This window comes from Streptomyces sp. NPDC050509, assembly GCF_044457965.1.
In the GTDB taxonomy this organism is placed as follows: domain Bacteria; phylum Actinomycetota; class Actinomycetes; order Streptomycetales; family Streptomycetaceae; genus Streptomyces.
Genome location: NZ_JBITHL010000001.1, coordinates 32,532 through 46,116 on the forward strand (window position 1 = coordinate 32,532; position 13,585 = coordinate 46,116).

At 72.3% G+C, this 13,585-nt stretch carries 13 protein-coding genes; 4 read left to right on the plus strand and 9 right to left on the minus strand.

Going from position 1 to position 13,585, the window contains the following annotated elements; all coding sequences use genetic code 11:
- Position 1: 1 nt before the first annotated feature.
- The 4 genes from ACIBJC_RS00170 (at position 2) to ACIBJC_RS00185 (ending at position 2,942) form a co-directional block, all read left to right on the plus strand.
- On the plus strand, positions 2-184 hold the full coding sequence (locus tag ACIBJC_RS00170; protein WP_399285671.1) for a hypothetical protein: 183 nt from the start codon (positions 2-4) through the stop codon (positions 182-184).
- Positions 181-1,218 carry a DUF6286 domain-containing Asp23/Gls24 family envelope stress response protein gene (locus ACIBJC_RS00175; RefSeq protein WP_399285673.1) on the plus strand — a complete coding sequence of 346 codons (1,038 nt, stop codon included), beginning with the start codon at positions 181-183 and terminating at the stop codon, positions 1,216-1,218. Before ACIBJC_RS00170 ends, ACIBJC_RS00175 begins: the two co-directional genes overlap by 4 nt.
- On the plus strand, positions 1,202-1,834 hold the full coding sequence (locus ACIBJC_RS00180) for a hypothetical protein (RefSeq protein ID WP_399285675.1): 633 nt from the start codon (positions 1,202-1,204) through the stop codon (positions 1,832-1,834). Before ACIBJC_RS00175 ends, ACIBJC_RS00180 begins: the two co-directional genes overlap by 17 nt.
- Positions 1,835-1,901: 67 nt before the next feature.
- The gene (locus ACIBJC_RS00185; protein WP_399285677.1) at positions 1,902-2,942 is read left to right on the plus strand and encodes a YihY/virulence factor BrkB family protein; all 1,041 of its coding nucleotides are present in this window, start codon (positions 1,902-1,904) and stop codon (positions 2,940-2,942) included.
- Between the two features lie 102 nt (positions 2,943-3,044).
- Here ACIBJC_RS00185 and ACIBJC_RS00190 read toward each other — a convergent pair whose 3' ends face one another.
- From ACIBJC_RS00190 to ACIBJC_RS00230, 9 genes are all read right to left on the minus strand, one after another.
- Complete coding sequence (locus ACIBJC_RS00190; protein WP_399285679.1) at positions 3,045-4,112, minus strand: glycoside hydrolase family 19 protein; 1,068 nt, start codon at positions 4,110-4,112, stop codon at positions 3,045-3,047.
- A gap of 133 nt (positions 4,113-4,245) precedes the next feature.
- A complete protein-coding gene (locus ACIBJC_RS00195) occupies positions 4,246-5,271 on the minus strand; it encodes a LacI family DNA-binding transcriptional regulator (RefSeq protein ID WP_399285681.1) in 1,026 nt (341 codons plus the stop codon).
- Positions 5,271-6,719 carry an arabinose isomerase gene (locus ACIBJC_RS00200; protein ID WP_399285682.1) on the minus strand — a complete coding sequence of 483 codons (1,449 nt, stop codon included), beginning with the start codon at positions 6,717-6,719 and terminating at the stop codon, positions 5,271-5,273. The genes ACIBJC_RS00195 and ACIBJC_RS00200 overlap by 1 nt, the downstream gene beginning before the upstream one ends.
- 37 nt (positions 6,720-6,756) lie before the next feature.
- Entirely contained in the window at positions 6,757-8,175 is a 1,419-nt protein-coding gene (locus ACIBJC_RS00205; protein ID WP_399285684.1) for a BNR repeat-containing protein, read from the minus strand.
- 71 nt (positions 8,176-8,246) lie between these two features.
- On the minus strand, positions 8,247-8,567 hold the full coding sequence (locus tag ACIBJC_RS00210; protein ID WP_399285686.1) for an L-rhamnose mutarotase: 321 nt from the start codon (positions 8,565-8,567) through the stop codon (positions 8,247-8,249).
- Positions 8,568-8,584: 17 nt separating this feature from the next.
- The gene (gene rhaS, locus ACIBJC_RS00215; RefSeq protein WP_399285688.1) at positions 8,585-9,670 is read right to left on the minus strand and encodes a rhamnose ABC transporter substrate-binding protein; all 1,086 of its coding nucleotides are present in this window, start codon (positions 9,668-9,670) and stop codon (positions 8,585-8,587) included.
- Positions 9,671-9,754: 84 nt separating this feature from the next.
- Positions 9,755-10,825 carry an ABC transporter permease gene (locus ACIBJC_RS00220; RefSeq protein ID WP_399285690.1) on the minus strand — a complete coding sequence of 357 codons (1,071 nt, stop codon included), beginning with the start codon at positions 10,823-10,825 and terminating at the stop codon, positions 9,755-9,757.
- Positions 10,809-11,858 (minus strand): ABC transporter permease, encoded by a 1,050-nt coding sequence (locus ACIBJC_RS00225; protein ID WP_399285692.1) that lies wholly within the window; start codon positions 11,856-11,858, stop codon positions 10,809-10,811. The genes ACIBJC_RS00220 and ACIBJC_RS00225 overlap by 17 nt, the downstream gene beginning before the upstream one ends.
- Positions 11,855-13,414 (minus strand): sugar ABC transporter ATP-binding protein, encoded by a 1,560-nt coding sequence (locus ACIBJC_RS00230; RefSeq protein ID WP_399285694.1) that lies wholly within the window; start codon positions 13,412-13,414, stop codon positions 11,855-11,857. Before ACIBJC_RS00230 ends, ACIBJC_RS00225 begins: the two co-directional genes overlap by 4 nt.
- Between the last annotated feature and the right edge of the window lie 171 nt (positions 13,415-13,585).

Below are 13,585 nucleotides of genomic sequence, written 5' to 3' on the forward strand. Positions count from 1 at the left end.
GATGAACACAGCCGTGGTGGGGCTGGCCGCGGGGATGGCGCTGGGCTTCGCGGGCTGGTTCGGCGGGTTCGGGGCCTTCCTGCTGGTGGCCGCGCTCGGCGCGGTCGGCTTTGTCGTGGGCCGGCTCGCCGACGAGGACCGGCTCCGGGAACTGTTCCGGCCGGGTGAACGGAAGCGCTGGTGACCGCGGCGGCGGAGCCCGCTGAGCGGGGCACGACCCGGGTCGCCGACCGGGTGGTCCGGCGGATCGCCGGCCGGGCCGCGGCCCAGGCGCTGGGGCCCGGCGGCGAGGTGCTGCGAGTCTCCGCCGAGGCGAAGGGCGGCGGGTCCTGGCGGCTGCGGCTCGATGTCGCGCTGGCCTATCCGGTCCGGCTGGAGACGGCCGGGGCGCGGCTCCAGGAGGAGGTCTCCGCGCGCACCGCGGAACTCACGGGTCTGAAGATCGGCCCTGCGGAGGTACGGATCAGCCGGCTCGACCCGTCGCGGGGAACGGGCGTGCCCGGCCCTCGTACGGAGGCGGACGCGGCGGCGGGCGAGGCGGGCGCGCCCCGGCGCCGGTCCCGTCGCCCCTGGTCGGAGCGGCGGGTGCCCGCGGCGGTGCTCGCCGCGGGCGGCGCGGCGCTCTGCGGGCTGCTGCTCGCCGACCTGGTCGCGGTGGCGCTCGGCGGCACGGCGGCCGGTGCGCGGACGCGGCTGCTGGAGTGGGTGTCCGAGCAGGCCGCCGGTGGTACGGCGGTGACCGTGGGCGGCGTGGTGGCGGTCGTCGCGGGGCTGTGGCTGCTGCTGGCCGGGCTCACCCCCGGGCTGCGCGGACGGCTCGCGATGACGGACGCGGCCGACGGGACCCGGGCGGCGCTCGACCGGTCGGCGGTCGGTGCGCTGGTGCACCACGGCGCGGCCGAGGTGCCGGGCGTCTCCCGGGTCCGGGTGCGGGTGGGACGCGGAGCCACGGCGGTGCGCGCGACGGTCGGTTTCGGCGATCTCGACGAGGCCCGGAAGGGCGTGGCGCGCGCGGTGGCGGAGGTGGTGGACCGGCTCGGTCCGGCGAGGCCGCCCCGGATCAGGGTGCGGGTCTCCCCCGACGCGCACTGGCGCGCGCCGGGCTCCGGGACGGCCCGGCTCCCGGTGACCGAAGCGGCGGCCGGCGAGCCGTCAGACACCGCGCCCACCGCACCGAGCGAGCGCGGGAAGGAGAACGCCGATGCCCCGGCCGCGTAACGTCACGAACCGCGCTCTGCTGACCGCCCTGGGCGCCGCGCTGGTCTGCGCCGGCGGCTGGGCGCTGGCCGGGAACACCGCCGTACGGGAGCTGCTGCCGCGCGGCCTGCCCGCCGCGGACCCCGGCGCCGTGTTCGCCGGCCGTGGCGCGCTGGGCAGGGCCCGTGAGCAGGGCTGGTGGACCCCGTCCGTGATCGCCGGGCTCTCCCTGGTCCTGCTGGCGCTGGTGTGGTGGCTGCTGGCCCAGGCGCGGACCCGGCAGCCGGGGGTGCTCGCGCTGCCGCGCCCGGGGCTCGGGCTGCGTGCCGGGGCGCTGGCCCGGGCGATGGCGGAGCGGACGGAGCGGCTGCCGGGGGTGGACCGCGCGCGGGTCCGGCTCTCGGGGCGGCCCCGCCGGCTGCTCGCGACCATCGACGTACGGCTGTCGCCCGGCGCCGACCCGTCCGGGGTGGTGGAGCGTGTCACCGCCGAGGTACTGGCCGACGCCCGCGCGAGCGGTGCTCCGGTACGGGTCGACGCGCGGGTACGGTTCCATGGCCCTGCCCGGCGGGGAACAGGGCACAGGATCAGTGGGCGGGTGCGCGGTGACGGTCCGGGTCGGGTCCCGCCGGCGTGATGAGGCAGGCTGTGACCTGCGGCCGGTCGCCGGCCGGGCGCCATGTTCGAGCACGCAGGAGGCAGAGTTGTCCGCCGAGGAACCCGGCCACGGGGAATCGTCGCCGTCCGGCGACGGCCCGGATCCCGCACGGCCGGATCCCGCACGGCCGGATCCCGCACGGCCGGGCGCCAATCGGGGCAGCCGGCTGGCCGGCGCGCTGAAGCGCACGCCTCTCGCGCTGTGGCGGGACGACGCCACGGACCGGGCCGCCGCGCTCACCTACTACGCCGTTCTGGCGATCTTTCCGGCGCTGCTGGTCACCGTCTGCTCCATCGGGCTGGCCGGGCCCGACGCCAGCGGGAAGCTGGCGAACCAGGTGGCTGCCATCGTGCCGGGGCAGTCCCGGGGCCTGGTGCACACTTCGCTGGAGGAGATGGCGCGGCAGCGCTCCGCGGCCTGGCTGCTGGCGGCGTTCGGCACGGTCGGCGCGCTCTGGTCGTCCTCCAGCTATCTCGGGGTGTTCCGCCGGGGGTTGCACGCCATGCACGGCGCCGTCGACCACCGGCCGCCGTGGCGTACCGCGCCGCGGATCGCGCTCACCGCCTGCGCGCTGCTGGCGCTTCTGGTGACCAGCGCCATCACGCTCGTGCTGACCGGCGAGGCCGCCGCGGCGGTGGGGCGGGCGCTGGGGATGGGCACGGCGGTGCTGTGGGTGTGGAACGCGCTGAAGTGGCCGCTGTTGCTGGCGATCGCCGCGGTGCTGGTGCTGATGGTGTTCCGTACCGGTCCGCCCGGGACGCGCAGGCTGCGGCGGGCGCTGCCCGGCGGGATCCTCGCGGTGGTGCTCTGGCTGCTGACGTCGGCCGGGTTCGCCGTCTACACGGCGCACGCGGGCACGTACAACCGGCTCTACGGTTCGCTCGCCGGGGTCATCGTCTTCCTGGTCTGGCTCTGGGTCACCAATCTCTCGTTGCTGGCGGGCGCGCAGTTCAACGCCGAGCTGGCGCGCGGGGAGGCGGTGCGCGGCGGTGCGGCGGCCGGCTCCCTGCCGGGGCCGGCCGTCAGCGCTCCCGCGAGCGCCGCCGTGGCGGACGTGCCCGCCGCGGCCGGCCGACGGGCCGACTGAGCGGCCCGTACGGACGACGTCCGGGGCGTCATCGCGTGCGAAGGGGCCGGTGCGGGCGGGAACTCCGCCGCACCGGCCCTTTCACGTGCCCCTGTTCCGCGCTCAGCAGCTCAGGTTGGATCCGGGGGTGGTGCCCAGGATCTGGGTGAACCTCTGGTAGTTGTTGATGCGGCTCTGCACCTGCCCGGGGTTGCCCCCGTTGCACTCGATGCTGCCGTTGATGGAGCGGATGGTCTCACCGAAGCCACGGCCGTTGACCATGGCGTTGTGCGGGGTCATCGTGCCCGGTCCCGTCTGGGTGTTCCAGTACCAGAGGGCCGTCTTCCACGCCACGGCCGCGTCGGTCTGCACCAGGTTGGGGTTGCGGAGCAGGTCGATGCCGAGGGCGTCGCCCGCCGCCTTGTAGTTGAAGTTCCAGCTCAACTGGATCGGTCCGCGCCCGTAGTAGGCGGCCTGTCCGGCGGGGCAGCCGTAGGGCTGGTTCGCGTCGCAGTAGTGCGGGTAGTTGGCGGTGTTCTGCTCCACGATGTGGACGAGACCGCCGGTCTCATGGCTGACGTTGGCGAGGAACGCCGCGGCTTCCTGTCGCTTGACCGTGTCGCTGCCGGTGTTCGCGAACCCGGGGTAGGCGCTGAGCGCCGCCTTCAGGCCGCTGTAGGTGTAGAAGGAGTTCCGGCTCGGGAACATCTGGTTGAACTGGCTCTCGCTGACCACGAAGGAGCCCGAGGGCGGCGGGTCGGTCGGCCCGCCGGTGCAGGTGTAGGGCTCCCAGTACCAGGTGGAGATGACCGGGTCGTAGCCCGGGTTGTCGTGCTCGGCCCGGTAGAGCTTGCCGTCGGTGTACCGGACGATGTCACCGGCGACGTACGACCGTCCCGCGGCCCACGCGGGGTAGTCGCAGCTCGTGCCGGAACCGCCACCGGGGCTCGATCCGTCACAGCCGCCCTGGTCGGCCCAGACATCGCTGGTGCCGGGGGCCTCGCCCTGCGTCCACCACTTGGCCGACCAGTTGCGGCCGTTGTACGAGGCGGTGGCGCCGCCGGTGTAGACGGCGGACGCCGACCAGCCCGAGGCGCAGGCCGCGGCGGACGCCGGGGTGGCCGGCAGGAAGATCACCAGGGCGAGGGCCGCTGCCATCGCCGTGAGGAATGCAAGTGCGCGCTGTCTCAAACGACTCACTCCTTCGCGCGAGCAACCGGCGTCCGGCGCTCGCCATGGGGGGTGAGACAGAACCAACCGGAATCGCGTGCACCTGTCAAGGTCTAGACCAAGTCGGGGGTGGCGCGGCGTCACTTCCCGGACGTCAGTGGCGTGAACGCGCCAGTGTGGAGGCGCGGACCACCAGTTCGGGCTGGAGCACGATGCGCCGGTGCGTGTGCGCGGCGGCGGCGTCCCCCGTCTCCTCGATGAGCAGATCGGCCGCGGCCCCGCCGAGCTGGACGGCGGGCTGGCGTACCGAGGTCAGGGGCACGGCGGCGGCCGAGGCGAACTCGATGTCGTCGTACCCGACGAGCGCGATGTCCTCGGGCACCCGGACGCCCGCGTGGTAGAGGGTCTGGAGCACGCCGAGCGCGAGCAGGTCGTTGGCGCAGAACACCGCGCCGGGGCGGGGGTCCATGCCCAGCAGCCGCGCCCCGGCGTCCCGGCCCTCCGCGACATCGAGGCGCGCGGCCTCCACATGCCGCAGCGCGCCGGGCGGCAGCCCCGCCTCCGCGAGGGCCAGCAGCGCCCCCTCGCGGCGGTTCCTGCACTGCGCGAGATGCATCGGGCCGCTGACGTACACGATGTCGCGGCAGCCGCCGCGCAGCAGATGGCGTACGGCCAGGGCGCCGCCGCTGACATCGTCCACGGAGACCGAACAGCCGTCCGCGCTGGGCACGATGCGGTCGACGAGGACGAACGGGATGCGGTGGCGGCGGAACGCGTCGAGGTTGCGGCCGCTCAGGTCGGCCGGGGTGACGAGGACGCCCCGTACCTGCTGCTCGGAGAAGAGCGTCAGATACGTGGCCTCCTCGGCCGGGGACTCCGCGCTGTTGCAGAGCATCACGCCGAGCCCGGCGGCGCGCGCGGAGCGCTCCGCTCCGGAGGCCACGTCCACGAAGAAGGGGTTGGCCATGTCGAGGACGAGCATGGCCAGAATGCGGCTGCGGCCCGCGCGCAGTTGGCGCGCGGACTCGCTGCGCACGTAGCCGAGACGTTCGATGGCGGACAGGACGCGCCGGCGGGTCTCCTCGGTGACGGACTCGGGGCGGTTGATCACATTCGAGACGGTGCCCACCGAGACACCGGCCGCGCCCGCCACGTCCTTGATCCCCACCGGACGTCGCATCAGACGGAGACTTCCACGAGCTCCAGGCCGGACAGGCCGGAGAGCGCGCGCAGTTCCGGCAGGAGCCGGCCGGTGGCCAGGGCCCAGTGGTGGCCGACACCGCTGGCGCTCCACGCGTCGGTCCACTCGCCCGGGTCGCAGCCGAAGTCGACGCGGGAGGTGGTGTTGCCGATCTCCAGGTGCGGTCCGTCGACCACCTCGCCCTCGGCGGCGATCAGCCGGTAGCGGCCGTCGCGGGTCTGGCCGATTCCGACCAGGGTGACGGGGCCGTGCCGTACGTCGAACTCGACGGAGACGCCCCAGCCGCGCTTGCCGTGGTAGACGCCGAGTCCGCGCAGCAGGGGCCGGCGCGCGCTGATGGCGAGGTGTCCGGGGCCGTCGTGGCCCATCTCCACCACGCCGGCGTCGAAGTCCAGGGCCTGGAGCTCGGTGAAGGAGCCGCCCGCGCCGAGCCGGTCCGTGACCAGCATGGCCAGCGACGTACGCAGCTCGTACTCGCCGCAGGCCGGGATCCCGCGCGCGGTCAGCAGCGAGGAGCCGAGGATCATGCCGGCGCCGAGCCGTTCGTGGATCTCGGCGTCCAGGCCGCGGTGGTAGTACGCGAGGGAGTCCAGATCGAAGTCGGCGACGAGCCGGTCGAGACCGACGGAGACCTTCGCCGCCCAGCGCAGGTCCTCCGCGACCACCGAGTCGGCGAGTTCGAAGACCTCCCGGGTCTCGTCCAGCTTCGCGGACAGTTCGTCGTCGCTCACCTGCTCGACCCGGACCCGCAGGTCGTCGAACTCGACGACCTCGACATGGCCGCCGAGCTGCCCCGGGACCATGGTGAGGTCCGTCGACACGTCGTACATCCCCGGGTAGAGGTGGCCCATCAGCCCGTGCCGGCCGCCGCGCAGGACGGAGCGGACCCCGGCGGCCCGGATCCAGCGGCCGATGCGCTGCCAGGCGCGCTCGTCCTCCAGATGGCCGGAGACCGAGCGGAAGGGGACCCCGACGCGCTCGAAGGCGTTGGCCATCTCGGGCAGCGGACAGGCACCGCAGTAGGCCAGCCACTTGCCGGTGTCGAAGGAGGCGTGGTCCATGGCCGGGGACGGCTGGAGGTTGATCAGCAGGACGGGCGCGCCGCTGCGCTGGGCGACGGGGACGAGCATCGTGGCCGTCATGTAGGTGGTGAGGAAGCCGACGATCAGATCGCAGTCGGCGGCGCGCAGCTTCTCGGCGGCCTCGGCGCCTTCCCGCGCGTCGGAGATGAACCCGACGTCGACGACCTCGGCGTCGAACTCCCTCATGCGTTCGGTGACGCGGGCCGCCGAACTCCGGAGCTGCGGGAGGAGGTCGGGGAACTGGGGCCAGTAGGCGCCCAGACCTCCGGCGACCAGTCCGATCCTCGGTTTGCGGGCTACGGCGGGCGTACGGACGGAAGGGCGGGCGGGGGTACCTGCGGTCATGGCGGCTCCTCTGTACCTCTCGGGACTGAATGGTGTGTCAGGACGGCAGCCGGAAGTCGACGACGCGGAGGGCGGAGGGCGTGGTGCCGCTCGACTTCTGCTGGTACATGAACGACAGGACACCGTCCTGGGCAATGCGGGTGTCGTCGACGACGACCTCACCGAAGGCGTTCAGCCCCGCGCCGTCGAACAGGGTCTTCCAGTCGGTGTACCCGGACGCCTTGGAGGCGGCGACGATCCGGCCGTACGGCAGGACGGCGTAGGCGTTGTCGTACCGGTCGAGGACGAGATGGGTGCGCTGGCTGGAGCCGAGCGCGACCGGTATCTCGGTCTTCTTCCAGGTGCCCGCCGCGTTCCTGAAGAGGTGGAAGGCCCGGCCGTTCGCGGTGCGGTCGGCCACGTAGTTCGTGGTGCACTGGCCGAAGCGGCCGGGGACGTAGCTGATGACCGCGTGCGGCAGACCGGCGGAGTCGGTGGCCTGGCTCTCCTGGTTCATCAGCGAGTGGTCGGGGTTGATCGGGTCCACGACCGTACCGGCGTCGCCGACGGTCACCTGGTCGGCGCCCCCGGTGGTGCCTGCCACGCCGCCGGCCGCGGTGCGCCAGGTACGGCCGCGATCGGAGCTGTAGACGTAGCCGGTGTCGTGGTTGGTGATGCCGCCCCCGGCGCACATGACGGCGCCGTTCTGCTCGCGCCAGGTGAAGAAGGCGTGCAGCCGGCCGTCGGCACCGTAGTCGATGCCGTGGAGATACATGTTGCGGGCGGTGCTGGAGCCGTGCTCGCTGGTGTACGTGCCCGTGGATCCGGCCCATTCGCCGAGGGCGGTCCACTTCGAGCCGTCGTACTCGGCGAGCGCGTTGCGTCCGTTGCCGGAGACGCCGACGCGGTAGCTGAGCTGGAGTCGGCCCTCGGGGGTGGCGACGAACTGCGGATAGGTGAACTGGGAGGTGAGCGCGACGCCGTCGAGGGTGGTCTGTACGGCCCCGAACCGACCGCTGTTCCAGGCGTGTCCGGCAGGGTCGTCCAGGAGCCCGGCGGCCGACTTGACGTAGAAGAAGCCGTTGCTGTGCGAGTCCATGTTCAGGTGCAGCCGGCCGTCGACCCGCGAGAGCCCCATCGAGATGACGTTGTGGGAGTCGTTGACGGTGAGCCGGTGCGGCAGCCGTACCGTCTGCCAGGAGGCGGCTCCCAGGGCGCGGCGGCCGACGACGGCGGTGCGGTCGGCAGTGTACCAGGCGGCGTACTGGTGACCCCGGTAGGTCAGCAGGCCGTTCTTCTGGAAGGAGTTGTTGTTGACCAGGCCGTCGTACGAGACGAAGTAGACGGCCTGGCCGTCGAGCTGGGTGTCGGCGACCCGGGTGACCGCCGGTGCGGGATCCGCCGCGGTGGGCGCCCCCGGGAGTGCGGCGGTGGCGAGGAGTGCGAGGGCGGGCAGCACGGCGGTCAGGGGCCTCATGCGCGGATCTCTCCTTCGTCCTGCGGAGCGTGGGCCGGGCAAGGTGGGTCGGGTGAGGTGCCGGGCGGGCGTCAGGCGAGGTGGAAGACCTCGGTGAGCGGTCGCATGGCCTCGTCCGGCTTGGCGCCGTCCAGCGCCTCGAAGAAGTCGGCCATCTCGTTCTGCCACCGGGTGTTGACGTCGGTGGCTGCCATGGCGGCCTGGGCCGCCGCGAAGTCCTCGGTCTCCAGATAGCCGACGAGCAGGCCGTCGTCGCGCAGGAAGAGCGAGTAGTTGTGCCAGCCGCACTCCGACAGGGCCTGGAGCATGTCCGGCCAGACGGCGGCGTGCCGCTCACGGTACTCGGCGATGCGGCCCTGGCGGACCTTCAGCAGGAAACAGACGCGTTGCACGGAAGTCACCGTCCCGCTCAGAAGTCGAACTTGTCGATGTTCTTCTTGTCGAAGACGGTCGGCTCGCCGAGGATGACCTCGCCGTCCTTGCCGATCGTGTACTCGCCGAGCTTGCCCGCCGTGAACTTCTCGCCCTCGGCGCCGGTGATCTGCCCGGAGGCGAGGGAGGCCGCCGCGTACGAGCCCAGGTAGCCCAGCTCCTCCGGGTTCCACAGGGAGAACTGCTCGACGGTGCCGTCCTTGACGTACTTGCGCATCTGGTTGGGTGTGCCGAGCCCGTTGAGGACGACCTTGCCCTTGTACGAGGAGTCGCTGAGGTAGCGGGCGGCGGCGGCTATGCCGACGGTGGTGGGCGAGATGATGCCCTTGAGGTCGGGGTAGGCCGCGAGGAGCCCCTGGGTCTGCTGGAAGGACTTCTGGTCGGCGTCGTCCCCGTACGCGACCTTCACGAGCTGCATGTTCTTGTACTGGGGCAGCTTCAGCTCGTCCTTCATGAACTCGATCCAGGTGTTCTGGTTCGTGGCGTTCTGAGTGGCCGAGAGAATCGCGATCTTGCCCTGGTGACCGAGCTGTTCGCCCAGGTGCTGGACGAGGCTGCGGCCGATCTCCTCGGAGCTGGCCTGGTTGATGAAGAGCTGGCGGCAGTCCTTGGCGGTGTCGGAGTCGTACGCGACGACCTTGATGTCCTTCTTCATGGCCTGCTTGAGCGGGCCGCACACGGCGTTCGGGTCGTTGGCCGCGATCAGGATGGCGTCCTGGCGCTGCTGGATGAGGGTGTTGATGTACGAGACCTGGGAGGAGGCGTTGGCGTCGGAGGGGCCGACCTCCTTGCCGGTGGCGCCGTACTCCCCGGCCGCCGCGATCCCGGCCTCGTCGACGATCTTCTCGTACGGGTTGTTGATCTGCTTGGGGAGGAACGCGAGCTTGAGCCCCTTCTTCAGGGGCGCGTCCGGGTCGGCCTTGGCACCGGCGGCGGCGGTCGCGGTGTCCTTCTCCGCGCTGTCCTTGGTGGTGCCGGAACAGGCCGTCAGCGCGACGGCGAGAGCACAGGCGGTGGCGGCGGTGGCTACCGCGCGGCGACGGGCAGGGTGACGGATCAGCATGGCGGGCGGGACCTTTCGGGAGGCTCGGCGGGCTCGGAGGGACAGGGCGGGGAGGGCTCGGGACGCGGGAGACAGGTCGGGAGCTCAGGGCCCGGGGGCGGTGTCGGCGGCGCGCCGGTGCCTTCGTTCCACGGCGGCGGCGATGACCCGGGGGGTGAGGACGGAGGCGACGAGCAGCAGCCCGGTCACGATGACCTGGACCTCGTTGGGTACGTCGTTCAGCGTGAGCAGGTTCTTCAGGACCCCGATGAGCAGCACACCGGCGACCGCGCCGAAGAGCGTGCCCTTGCCGCCGTCGAAGTCGACGCCGCCCAGCAGGACGGAGGCGATGACGAGCATCTCGAAGCCGAGACCGTTGTCGGCGCGGGCGCTGCCGTACCGCAGGGTGAAGACGACACCGGCGAAGGCGGAGACCGCCCCGGTGAGCACGAACAGGATCAGTTTGAAGCGTTTGACCCGGATGCCGGCGAAGTAGGCGGCCTCCTCCTGGGCGCCGATCGCGAACAGCGACCGGCCGAAGGCGGTGGCGTGCAGCACCACGGCGGTGACCACGGCCAGCACGAGGAAGAGGAGTACGGGGTAGGTGAGGAAGGTGCCGGGGACGGTGGTGGTGTCCACGGCCCAGTCCGCGTACGTGGCGGGGAAGTCGGTGACGGCGTCGCTGCCCAGCGCCACGGAGGCGAGGCCGCGGTAGAGCGCGAGCGTGCCGATGGTGACGGCGAGCGAGGGCAGCCCGACCCGGGTGACGAGCCAGCCGTTGAGGAGCCCTCCGGCGACGCCGACGACCAGTACGACGGGGACGATCGTCTCGAAGGCCCAGCCCGCGTTCCACAGGGCTCCGGTCAGCGCGCTGCCCAGGCCCAGCATGGAGGCGACGGAGAGATCGACCTGTCCGGCCACCACCAGCAGGGTCATGGGCAGGGCGATGAGGGCGACCTCGGCGATGTCGTTGAACGCGAAGGCCAGGTTCTCGCCGGAGGCGAACCCTTCCGTGGTGCCGAGGCCAACGACGAACACCGCGACCAGCAGGGCGCCGACCGCCGTGTCCCAGCGCAGGCCCACGGCCCGTACCCGCTCCCCCGCCGTCGTGGGGCGCTGCTCCGGCGTCTTCACCGGGGGCCGCGGCGCGGCCTGTGTGTCAGGCGCCATTCCCATGTCGGGCGCTCCTCTTCCTCAGTGCTGCGGTCATGCGCAGGGAGACGATCCGGTCGACGCTGATGGCCGTGAGGAGCAGCGCGCCGGTGATGGCGCCCTGCCAGAACGCGTCGACCTTCAGGACGATCAGCGCGCTGCCGATGGTGGTGAGGAGCAGCGCGCCGAGCGCCGCGCCCCAGACCGTTCCGGTGCCGCCGGTGATGGCGACGCCGCCGACGACGACGGCGCTGACGACGGTGAGTTCCCAGCCGTGGGCGTTGTCCGCGACGACGGTGCCGAAGCGGGCGAGCCACAGGGCGCCGGCGAACCCGGCGACGGCGCCGGAGAAGGCGTAAGCGCCGAGGATCCGGCGGCGGATCGGGACCCCGGCGAGCCGCGCGGCCTCGGGGTTGGAGCCGATCGCGTACAGCTCGCGTCCGGACCGGTAGCCGCGCAGGAAGTACGCGGTGGCGGCGAGCAGGGCGAGGGCGATGAGCGGGAGGTAGGGGATGCCGAGGACGCTGCCGCTGCCGAGCCCCAGAATCGGGTCGGGGACGTCGCTCGCGCTGATCTGGTCGCCCTGCGCCCACCAGTAGTCGAGTCCCTGGATGATGTAGAGCATGCCCAGGGTGACCACGAGCGCGGGGACCCGGCCGAAGCTGACGAGGGCTCCGCTGACCAGTCCGCAGGCCACGCCGAGGGCGATGCCCAGCAGCAGGACGGTGAGGACGCCGTGGTCGGTGCCGGCGACGAACTTGCCGCAGGCGAAGGCGGAGAGCCCGACGACCGAGCCGACCGACAGGTCGATGTTGCGGGTCAGGACGACCACGGACTGGCCGACGGCCAGCAGGACCAGGATGGAGGCGTTGAGGAGGAGGTCCTTGACGCCCTGGTCGTCGAGGAAGCGCGGATTGGAGATCCAGGTGCCGAGGATGAGCAGCGCCAGCGCTCCGGCGATGCTGATCTCCCTGGCCCGGAACACGGTGTCGACGAGGGAGCGCGCCGAGGTGTCGTCCTTGGTGTCCGTGGTGGGCCGGTCCGTCACGGTGGTCATGCCGCAGCCCTTTCGCCCAGACCGGTCGCCGCCGCCATCACCGTCTCCTCGTCCGCCTCGGCCCGCGGTATCTCCGCGGTGAGCCGCCCCTCGTGCATGACGAGCACCCGGTCGGCCATGCCCAGCACTTCGGGCAGGTCGGAGGAGATCATCAGGACGGCGAGTCCGTCCGCGGCGAGCGCGGAGAGCAGCCGGTGCACCTCCGCCTTCGTGCCGACGTCGATGCCCCGGGTGGGTTCGTCGACGATGAGCACGGCGGGTTCGGTCGCCAGCCATTTGGCGAGGACGACCTTCTGCTGGTTGCCGCCGGAGAGCACGCCGACGGGGTCGGCGAGGCGGTTGTACTTGAGCTGGAGGCGTACGGCCCAGTCGGCGGCCCGGCCGCGCTCCAGGACCCGGCGGACCATGCCGCCCCGGCCGAGCCGGCCGAGTCCGGTGAGGCCGATGTTCCGCTCGATGGACATGTCCATCACGAGGCCGCGCAGCCGGCGGTCCTCGGGGACCAGGGCGAGCCCCGCGGCCATGGCGGCGGTCGGTGATCCGGCCGGCAGCGTCCGCCCGCCGACCTGGACCTCGCCCGCGTCGGCCCGGTCGACGCCGAAGACGGCCTGCGCGACCTCGCTGCGGCCCGCGCCCACCAGGCCGGCCAGGGCGACGATCTCGCCCCGTCGTACGTCGAAGGAGACGTCGCGGAAGACGCCCTCCCTGGTCAGTCTCCGTACCGACAGCGCGATCTCGCCGACGGTCGCCTGCTGCTTGGGGTAGAGCTCGCCCAGGTCGCGGCCGACCATGGAGCGGACGAGGTCGTCCTCGGTGAGCCCGGCCAGCGGCTGCGAGGAGATCCAGCGGCCGTCCCGCAGGGTCGTGACGCGCTGGCAGAGGGCGAAGATCTCCTCCAGGCGGTGGGAGATGAACAGTACGGCGGCGCCCTCGGCGCGCAGCGTTCGTACGACGGAGAAGAGCCGGGCGGTCTCGCCGCCCGTGAGCGCCGCGGTCGGCTCGTCCATGATCAGGACGCGCGCGTCGAAGGAGAGCGCCTTGGCGATCTCCACTATCTGCTGGTCGGCGATGGAGAGTCCGCGGGCGGGCCGGTCGGGGTCGAGTTCCACGCCGAGCCGCTTCATCAGGGCGGCGGTGGTCTCCCGTACGGCCCGGTGGTCGATCCTGCCGAGGGTCCGGCGCGGCTGACGGCCCATGAAGATGTTCTCGGCGATCGACAGGTCGGGGAAGAGCGTGGGCTCCTGGTAGATGACGGCGATGCCCGCGTCCCTGGCGTCCGCGGGACCGTGGAAGACGACGGGCTCGCCGTCGAGGAGTACGTCCCCGGCGTCCGGCCTGTGCACCCCGGCGAGCGTCTTGATCAGCGTGGACTTGCCCGCGCCGTTCTCCCCGGCGAGGGCGTGCGCCTCACCGGGCAGGAGTTGGAGGGAGACGTCCCGCAAGGCGCGCACGGCGCCGAAGGACTTGCTCACGTCCCTCAGGGCCAGCACAGGGGCGGGGGCCGGTGCCGGGTCCGTAGCGGGGTCCGTAGCGGGGTCCTTGGCGGGCTCGTTCATGAGGGGCTCCTCAGCGAGGGGGACGCGTTGTGCCACCCGCCCTGAAAGGTTTCAATGAGGTTGCACGGAAGCTAAACGGCGATGGTCTGCGACGTCAATGGGGTGCGCTTGACATTTTCCGGCGAGGCTCACGGGGGCATGACGCACAGCGTTCAAAGGTGCCGCGCGGAG

Coding starts and splice junctions, on each gene's coding strand:
- ACIBJC_RS00205 (WP_399285684.1), bottom strand. CDS start 8,175: ATGAGGCCCCTGACCGCCGTGCTGCCCGCCCTCGCACTCCTCGCCACC.
- ACIBJC_RS00180 (WP_399285675.1), top strand. CDS start 1,202: ATGCCCCGGCCGCGTAACGTCACGAACCGCGCTCTGCTGACCGCCCTG.
- rhaS (WP_399285688.1), bottom strand. CDS start 9,670: ATGCTGATCCGTCACCCTGCCCGTCGCCGCGCGGTAGCCACCGCCGCC.
- ACIBJC_RS00220 (WP_399285690.1), bottom strand. CDS start 10,825: ATGGGAATGGCGCCTGACACACAGGCCGCGCCGCGGCCCCCGGTGAAG.
- ACIBJC_RS00225 (WP_399285692.1), bottom strand. CDS start 11,858: ATGACCACCGTGACGGACCGGCCCACCACGGACACCAAGGACGACACC.
- ACIBJC_RS00200 (WP_399285682.1), bottom strand. CDS start 6,719: ATGACCGCAGGTACCCCCGCCCGCCCTTCCGTCCGTACGCCCGCCGTA.
- ACIBJC_RS00230 (WP_399285694.1), bottom strand. CDS start 13,414: ATGAACGAGCCCGCCAAGGACCCCGCTACGGACCCCGCTACGGACCCG.
- ACIBJC_RS00170 (WP_399285671.1), top strand. CDS start 2: ATGAACACAGCCGTGGTGGGGCTGGCCGCGGGGATGGCGCTGGGCTTC.
- ACIBJC_RS00195 (WP_399285681.1), bottom strand. CDS start 5,271: ATGCGACGTCCGGTGGGGATCAAGGACGTGGCGGGCGCGGCCGGTGTC.